This window comes from Clostridium punense, assembly GCF_017874425.1.
GTDB classification, from domain to species: domain Bacteria; phylum Bacillota; class Clostridia; order Clostridiales; family Clostridiaceae; genus Clostridium_J; species Clostridium_J punense.
The window spans coordinates 1-6,147 of sequence record NZ_JAGGLL010000072.1 but is presented as its reverse complement, the minus strand read 5'-3'; the positions used below and the strand labels follow the sequence as shown (position 1 = coordinate 6,147).

Below are 6,147 nucleotides of genomic sequence, written 5' to 3'. Positions count from 1 at the left end.
TAAGAAGATTCTAAATGCTCTAGAGGAATTAATAATATGAATAAATTTAAATAATATAGTTTAAATGTTCGTTAGAAAGATATGATGTTTTCTATTAAATGTTATAGCTATATTATACGAGGGATGGATAAATATGGCTAAAGTAAAAAAAGTAAAAGATAAGCAAAGAGCAAAGTTAAAGGCAAAAAAGAAATCACAAGTATTGCAAGAACTAAGAAAAAATGAAGATGATGTTCTTTATATTTGTACGGAGTGTGGAGAGCAAGAGCTAATTCCAGAAGAGGTTGTAATGCACTTTGATTTGTTAGACCAAGGAGACATTGGTGAACCACCAGCATTTTATTGTGAAAAATGCAGTGGAATAATGAAACCGAAGTTCTACGAAGGAGTTCATAATATAACTTATACATATGAGGAATAGCTTATTTCCCATGCTTCGCATTATTAGTGTAGTAGTAAATTAAAAAATCGTCTAGGAGACAAGTATTTTTTTGATAGCAGGCTACGCCTAAGAGCTGGAGGCAAAAGAGAGAGCGTGCCGAGGCACGCCTTTTTTATTTTAATGAAACTTATAGTTTCGTCATAGTAATTAAATATATGATATGTAATTTCAAGTAAAGTTAATCAGTTGAAATGCTTAAGAAGAAAATGCTTTAATTTTTTTTTGTTATATATCTTATATATTAAATACAAGTTCTTAATGAGGAGATAGGCAAATAGATATATTTTCATTATTAAACATATATAATTACATATAATGATAATTTTGAGGTGTATATGTTGTTAAAGGATTTCCCAGAAGGCTATAGAAGAGAACACTCAATTGATTTTGTTTACCCGAATTTATTAGAATATTATAATTTAAATAAGAAAAATGACTTGATTATAACTACTGATGGATATGCCATTAACCCTTATGTTCTAGATGAATTAGTTAGAAAGATTGATATGAAGCTTCCAGTTTCAAAAAGAATAGTTCGATTTTCAATCGAGGGAAAACCTATAGTTAATACCATATACTTTGATGGTAGAAAAGTTGTTTATGTGTCTGATGGAACTAATAATTCTTTTGGAGGACAGATAGTTTTTATGTCTGCCGATAATATTTTAGTTCAAAATATAGATAGAACTACAAAATATTATTTAACTAGTAATAATAAAAAGAATGAAATATTCTCTTTTGAAAGTTATCGCTAAAGCTGGTGAATAAATATAAGTAAGTTATTGCTATTATCTTATTGACTTCAAAGTTTATATGAAAAATATAGCATAAGATTTTACAATGATGGAAATAATGTAAATATCACAATGGATCGAAAAATATAAAAGTTTAATACCTAATCTTGACAATAAAATAAGTTTTGGTAGAATATAGATTATAATCTTATTAATTATTTAATTAGTTATATATAATGTTATGTTGGTGGTTACTCTTTAGTAATGTATTTGATATAATATTAATATATATAAATAATTTTAAAAATAATATAAGTCACGATGAGAAAGAAGAGTAACAACAAATGCTTTTATAGAGAGATGGTGGGTGGTGTAAATCATTAAAGAGTTGTTGTGAAGGGAGCTTTTGAGTGGAATTTTTGAAAGATGGGCTATTGCCAATAAGGGTGGAACCGCGGAATTATTTTCGTCCCTTAATTGGTAGGAGCTTTTTTTATTTCCTAAGATTTAATTAGCAAATTAATAACCAATGTGAACTGCCTATACGGGTTCATAATCATGGTAATTATAAAATAATTAATTATAAAATAATTTAATGGAGGTATTGTATATGGCTGCAGAATTAACAATGGATAAATTAGTTGCCCTTTGTAAAAATAGAGGATTTATATTCTCAGGATCAGAGATTTATGGAGGTCTTGCAAACTCTTGGGATTATGGTCCACTTGGAGTAGAGTTTAAGAATAATGTTAAAAAAGCTTGGTGGAAAAGATTTGTTCAAGAAAGTCCATATAACGTAGGACTTGATTGCGCAATACTTATGAACCCTGAAGTTTGGGTAGCATCAGGACACGTTGGTGGTTTTTCAGATCCATTAATGGATTGTAAAGAATGTAAAGCAAGATTTAGAGCTGACAAATTAGTAGAGGATCACATGACAGATCAAGGTGCGGAGGTTGCAGTTGCTGATGGTTGGACAAATGAAGAGTATAAAGAGTATATAGATAAGCATGAAATTGTATGTCCAAAGTGTGGAAAGAGAAACTTTACAGATATAAGAAAGTTCAATCTTATGTTTAAAACTTTCCAGGGAATAACTGAAGACAGCAAAAATGAAATTTTCCTAAGACCTGAAACCGCACAAGGTATATTCGTAAACTTCAAAAATGCTCAAAGAACATCAAGAAAGAAAGTACCTTTTGGAATAGCACAAATTGGTAAATCCTTTAGAAATGAAATTACACCAGGTAACTTTATTTTCAGAACAAGAGAATTTGAACAAATGGAGCTTGAATTCTTCTGCAAACCTGGAACAGATTTAGAGTGGTTTGGTTACTGGAAGGATTACTGCAAAAATTTCTTATTTAACTTAGGAATGAAGGAAAACAACTTAAGATTTAGAGATCATAGCGCAGAAGAGTTATCTTTCTATAGTAATGCTACTTGTGATATAGAATTCTTATTCCCATTTGGATGGGGTGAGCTTTGGGGCATAGCTGATAGAACAGACTATGACTTAAAGAAGCATATGGAACATTCGGGAGAGGATTTAAGTTATTTAGATCCAGTTACAAATGAAAAATATGTACCATATTGTATAGAACCTTCTCTTGGAGCTGATAGAGTTGCACTAGCTTTCTTATGCAATGCTTACGAAGAGGAAGAACTTGAAGGCGGAGATGTGAGAACCGTTATGCATTTGCATCCTGCACTTGCACCATTTAAAGCTGCTGTTCTACCATTAAGCAAGAAGCTAAGTGATAAAGCTCTTGAAGTATACTCTATGCTTTCTAAAAAATTCAATGTGGATTATGATGAGGCAGGAAGTATTGGAAAGAGATACAGAAGAGAAGATGAAATAGGAACACCTTTCTGTATTACAGTTGATTTTGATACTTTAGAGGATAATACAGTTACTGTTAGAGATAGAGATACAATGGAACAAATTAGACTTTCCATTGATGAACTAGCTAAGTATATTGAAGAAAAGATGGAGTTTTAATTAAATTAAAATAGATATCAAAATATATACAATGATTGGCAAGGTTGAAGTTTAATTAGTTTCATATTAACACTATAATTTTAATTTTGGGTAGGAAAATCATAGAAAAAATTAATAAAGTTTATAAAAATAAAGTCCATTAGATTAGCTAATGGACTTTATTTTTTTAATTAATAAGATAAGGTATATACTTAGTTATTTTAATATAAAGCTCAGTGTTTAAGAGGATTTACCTGTTTTAGGGTAAAAAAATAACCGGATTTTCATCCGGTAAAATAGGGTTTAATCATGGGGATATGTTATGTGTTATGTTAAAACTTTTGGGGAATCATTTTAACATATTTCCTTACGGCACATGAGTTAGTATAACATAGCGAAATTTGTAAATCAATATGTCGAAATTAAGTTTTTATATTAACTTAATTCTTACAATTCAGATAAAACTAAAATTTATGAATAGATGAAAATGTAAATGTATACAAAGGATGTTCTGAGACTTATATTTTAATAAAAATATAAAAGTGGTATAATTAATAAGGGATTTTACGTTTAACGGAGATTTTAAAGGTATAAAATCATTTATATGTTTTGCGTTAAGTAATCTTCAACTCGTTAGTTGAAGATCTCAATAAAGTACAAATAATAAATGTATAAACTTTTATTGAAACACATATATGTACAAATCTATAACCTTTATAAGGACTTATATATTAAATTAATGGCTGGAGGCTTAAAATGAAAAAGAATTTTAAAGAATTTAAAGAGTTTATAAAAAATAAAAATGTAGCTGTAGTTGGTATAGGGGTAAGCAATATACCATTAATAGAATTTCTTGTTGAATTAAACGCTAAGGTTACAGCTTTTGATAAGAAAAATTCCGAAGAGTTAGAAGAAGTAATAAGTAAGTTTTCTCCTAAAGGAGTAGATTTTCAATTAGGGAAAGATTACCTAAACAATTTAAGAGGCTTTGAGGTAATCTTTAAAACTCCATCTATGAGAATTGATAGTGAAGCATTAGTTGCTGCAAAGGAAGAGGGGGCATATATTACCTCAGAAATGGAGGAGTTTGTAAGATACTGCCCAGCGAAGGTTTATGGAATAACAGGCAGTGATGGGAAAACAACCACAACTTCTGTAATTTTTAGACTTCTAAAAGAAGAAGGTTATAATGCGTGGGTTGGTGGAAATATAGGAACGCCGTTATTTACAAAAATTGAAGAAATTAAGCCTGAGGATAGGGTTGTTTTAGAATTATCGAGTTTTCAATTAATGACTATGACTGATTCTCCTGATGTATCTTTAATAACAAATTTATCGCCAAATCATTTGGATATGCATAAAGGTATGAATGAATATGTGGAAGCTAAAAAGAATATTTTCAAGTACCAAAGTAAAGAAAGTTTATTAGTTTTAAATGAGGAGAATGATATTACTGCTTCAATGATTGGAGAACAACAAGGAAAACTCTATACTTTTAGTATAAAGGAAGAAGTTGCACAGGGAGCATACTTCAAAGAAAACAATCTATATGTAAAAGGATTAAAGGTTTGTAATAAAAAAGAAGTTAAGCTAAAGGGAATGTATAATATTGATAACCTTTTAGCAGCTTTTGCAGCTACTTGTGATGAGGTGTCTATTGAAACTATGAGAAAAGTAGCTATGTCTTTCACGGGAGTGGAGCATAGAAATGAATTTGTACGAGAATTAGATGGAGTAGAGTATTATAATAATTCTATAGCATCTAGTCCTACTAGAACGGTTGCTAGTTTATTGTCTTTTGACAACCCCGTTATATTGTTAGCTGGTGGATATGATAAAAACCTTCCTTTTGAGCCTTTAGCTTTTGAGGGGTATGAAAAAATAAAGTACCTAATATTATTAGGAGCTACTAAAAATAAAATAAAAGCTGCTTTTGACTTATTAAAAGAGGAGAAAGGTATTGAAGTTCCGATTTACATGGTTGAGTCATTAGAGGAAGCTGTTAATAAAGCTAGGGAGATTTCTATAGAAGGAGATGTTGTAGCTTTAGCTCCAGCTTGTGCAAGTTTTGATATGTTCCCAAATTTTGAAATTAGGGGGAATAGGTTCAAGGAGCTTGTAAACAACTTAAAGTAAGTTCAGCTGAAATCTATTAATATACAATAAAAATTGAAAAACAAGTCGGTATATTCGCTACACGACTTGTTTTTTTTATATAAAGAGTCAAATGTGTGAATGATATGCACTAAAGAAAAGAATTACTCTATTTTGTTTAGTTTCTATTTTCATATTCTACTAAATAGTTTTGGGAGGAAGATAAAGGCGTGTTTCAATAATAAAGAGTTTGATTTCGTGGAATGCCATAAGGGCGTGTTAAGAGGCTTAGCCAAAATGCGTATCAATTTTAAAGGGGGAGGAGGTTAAAGCTTTAGTTTGTAAGTCTCTTGGGGTACGAGTATTGGTTATGCCATGAAAGTTAGGATAATAAAAGTTGGGTATATAGAGGCTTAAAAGGTGGAGTTAGTGTTTTTATAAGGAAAAACATTGAAAACTTTACCACGAGTATCAATATAAGAATATTAAAGAAAATAAATGATTTTTCTAGGAATGTTTATATAAAATTAGATTACAAGCATCGACAGTTTGCTTGGATATGATGCATGTTATATAATACATCTTGTCGCTGCGTTAATAACAAGTTAACAAATGCGAAAAGAACTAATCATCCTAAAGTATCAGTGCTAAAAAATATTTAAAAAAGTATTGACACTGAAAAAAAAAGATGATAAGATATAAAAGTCGTCAGATGGTGACGATATCGCTACAGTGTAGCGTTAAATTGGTCTTTGAAAATTAAACAGAGAAAAAGGTAAAACCAGTTAATTCTAGTGAACGAACAGTTCACAAAATGACTTTAACAAGTCAGCGATAAATAGAGCATAGCTCGAACATCAATTTTAAATTGAGAGTTTGATCCTGGCTCAGGACGA

Annotated in this window: 4 protein-coding genes and 1 other annotated feature; all 4 genes read left to right on the top strand. The window is 30.2% G+C overall.

Annotated features, from left to right (window positions below):
- Positions 1–133: 133 nt before the first annotated feature.
- The 4 genes from J2Z44_RS21050 to murD all read left to right on the top strand — a co-directional run bounded on the left by J2Z44_RS21050 (position 134) and on the right by murD (position 5,293).
- Positions 134–421, top strand: a complete 288-nt coding sequence (locus tag J2Z44_RS21050; protein WP_021283172.1) for a hypothetical protein — start codon at positions 134–136, stop codon at positions 419–421.
- A gap of 356 nt (positions 422–777) precedes the next feature.
- Positions 778–1,197 carry a DUF4362 domain-containing protein gene (locus J2Z44_RS21045; RefSeq protein WP_021283110.1) on the top strand — a complete coding sequence of 140 codons (420 nt, stop codon included), beginning with the start codon at positions 778–780 and terminating at the stop codon, positions 1,195–1,197.
- A 291-nt stretch (positions 1,198–1,488) separates the two neighbouring features.
- Positions 1,489–1,653: a binding site (T-box leader), on the top strand.
- A gap of 133 nt (positions 1,654–1,786) precedes the next feature.
- The gene (locus J2Z44_RS21040; RefSeq protein ID WP_021283109.1) at positions 1,787–3,178 is read left to right on the top strand and encodes a glycine--tRNA ligase; all 1,392 of its coding nucleotides are present in this window, start codon (positions 1,787–1,789) and stop codon (positions 3,176–3,178) included.
- A gap of 735 nt (positions 3,179–3,913) precedes the next feature.
- Positions 3,914–5,293 (top strand): UDP-N-acetylmuramoyl-L-alanine--D-glutamate ligase, encoded by a 1,380-nt coding sequence (gene murD / locus J2Z44_RS21035; RefSeq protein WP_209650044.1) that lies wholly within the window; start codon positions 3,914–3,916, stop codon positions 5,291–5,293.
- The last annotated feature ends 854 nt before the right edge of the window (positions 5,294–6,147 follow it).

Excerpts from the sequence above, each read along its gene's own strand:
- J2Z44_RS21050 (WP_021283172.1), top strand. The coding sequence starts at position 134 with ATGGCTAAAGTAAAAAAAGTAAAAGATAAGCAAAGAGCAAAGTTAAAG.
- J2Z44_RS21045 (WP_021283110.1), top strand. The coding sequence starts at position 778 with ATGTTGTTAAAGGATTTCCCAGAAGGCTATAGAAGAGAACACTCAATT.
- J2Z44_RS21040 (WP_021283109.1), top strand. The coding sequence starts at position 1,787 with ATGGCTGCAGAATTAACAATGGATAAATTAGTTGCCCTTTGTAAAAAT.
- murD (WP_209650044.1), top strand. The coding sequence starts at position 3,914 with ATGAAAAAGAATTTTAAAGAATTTAAAGAGTTTATAAAAAATAAAAAT.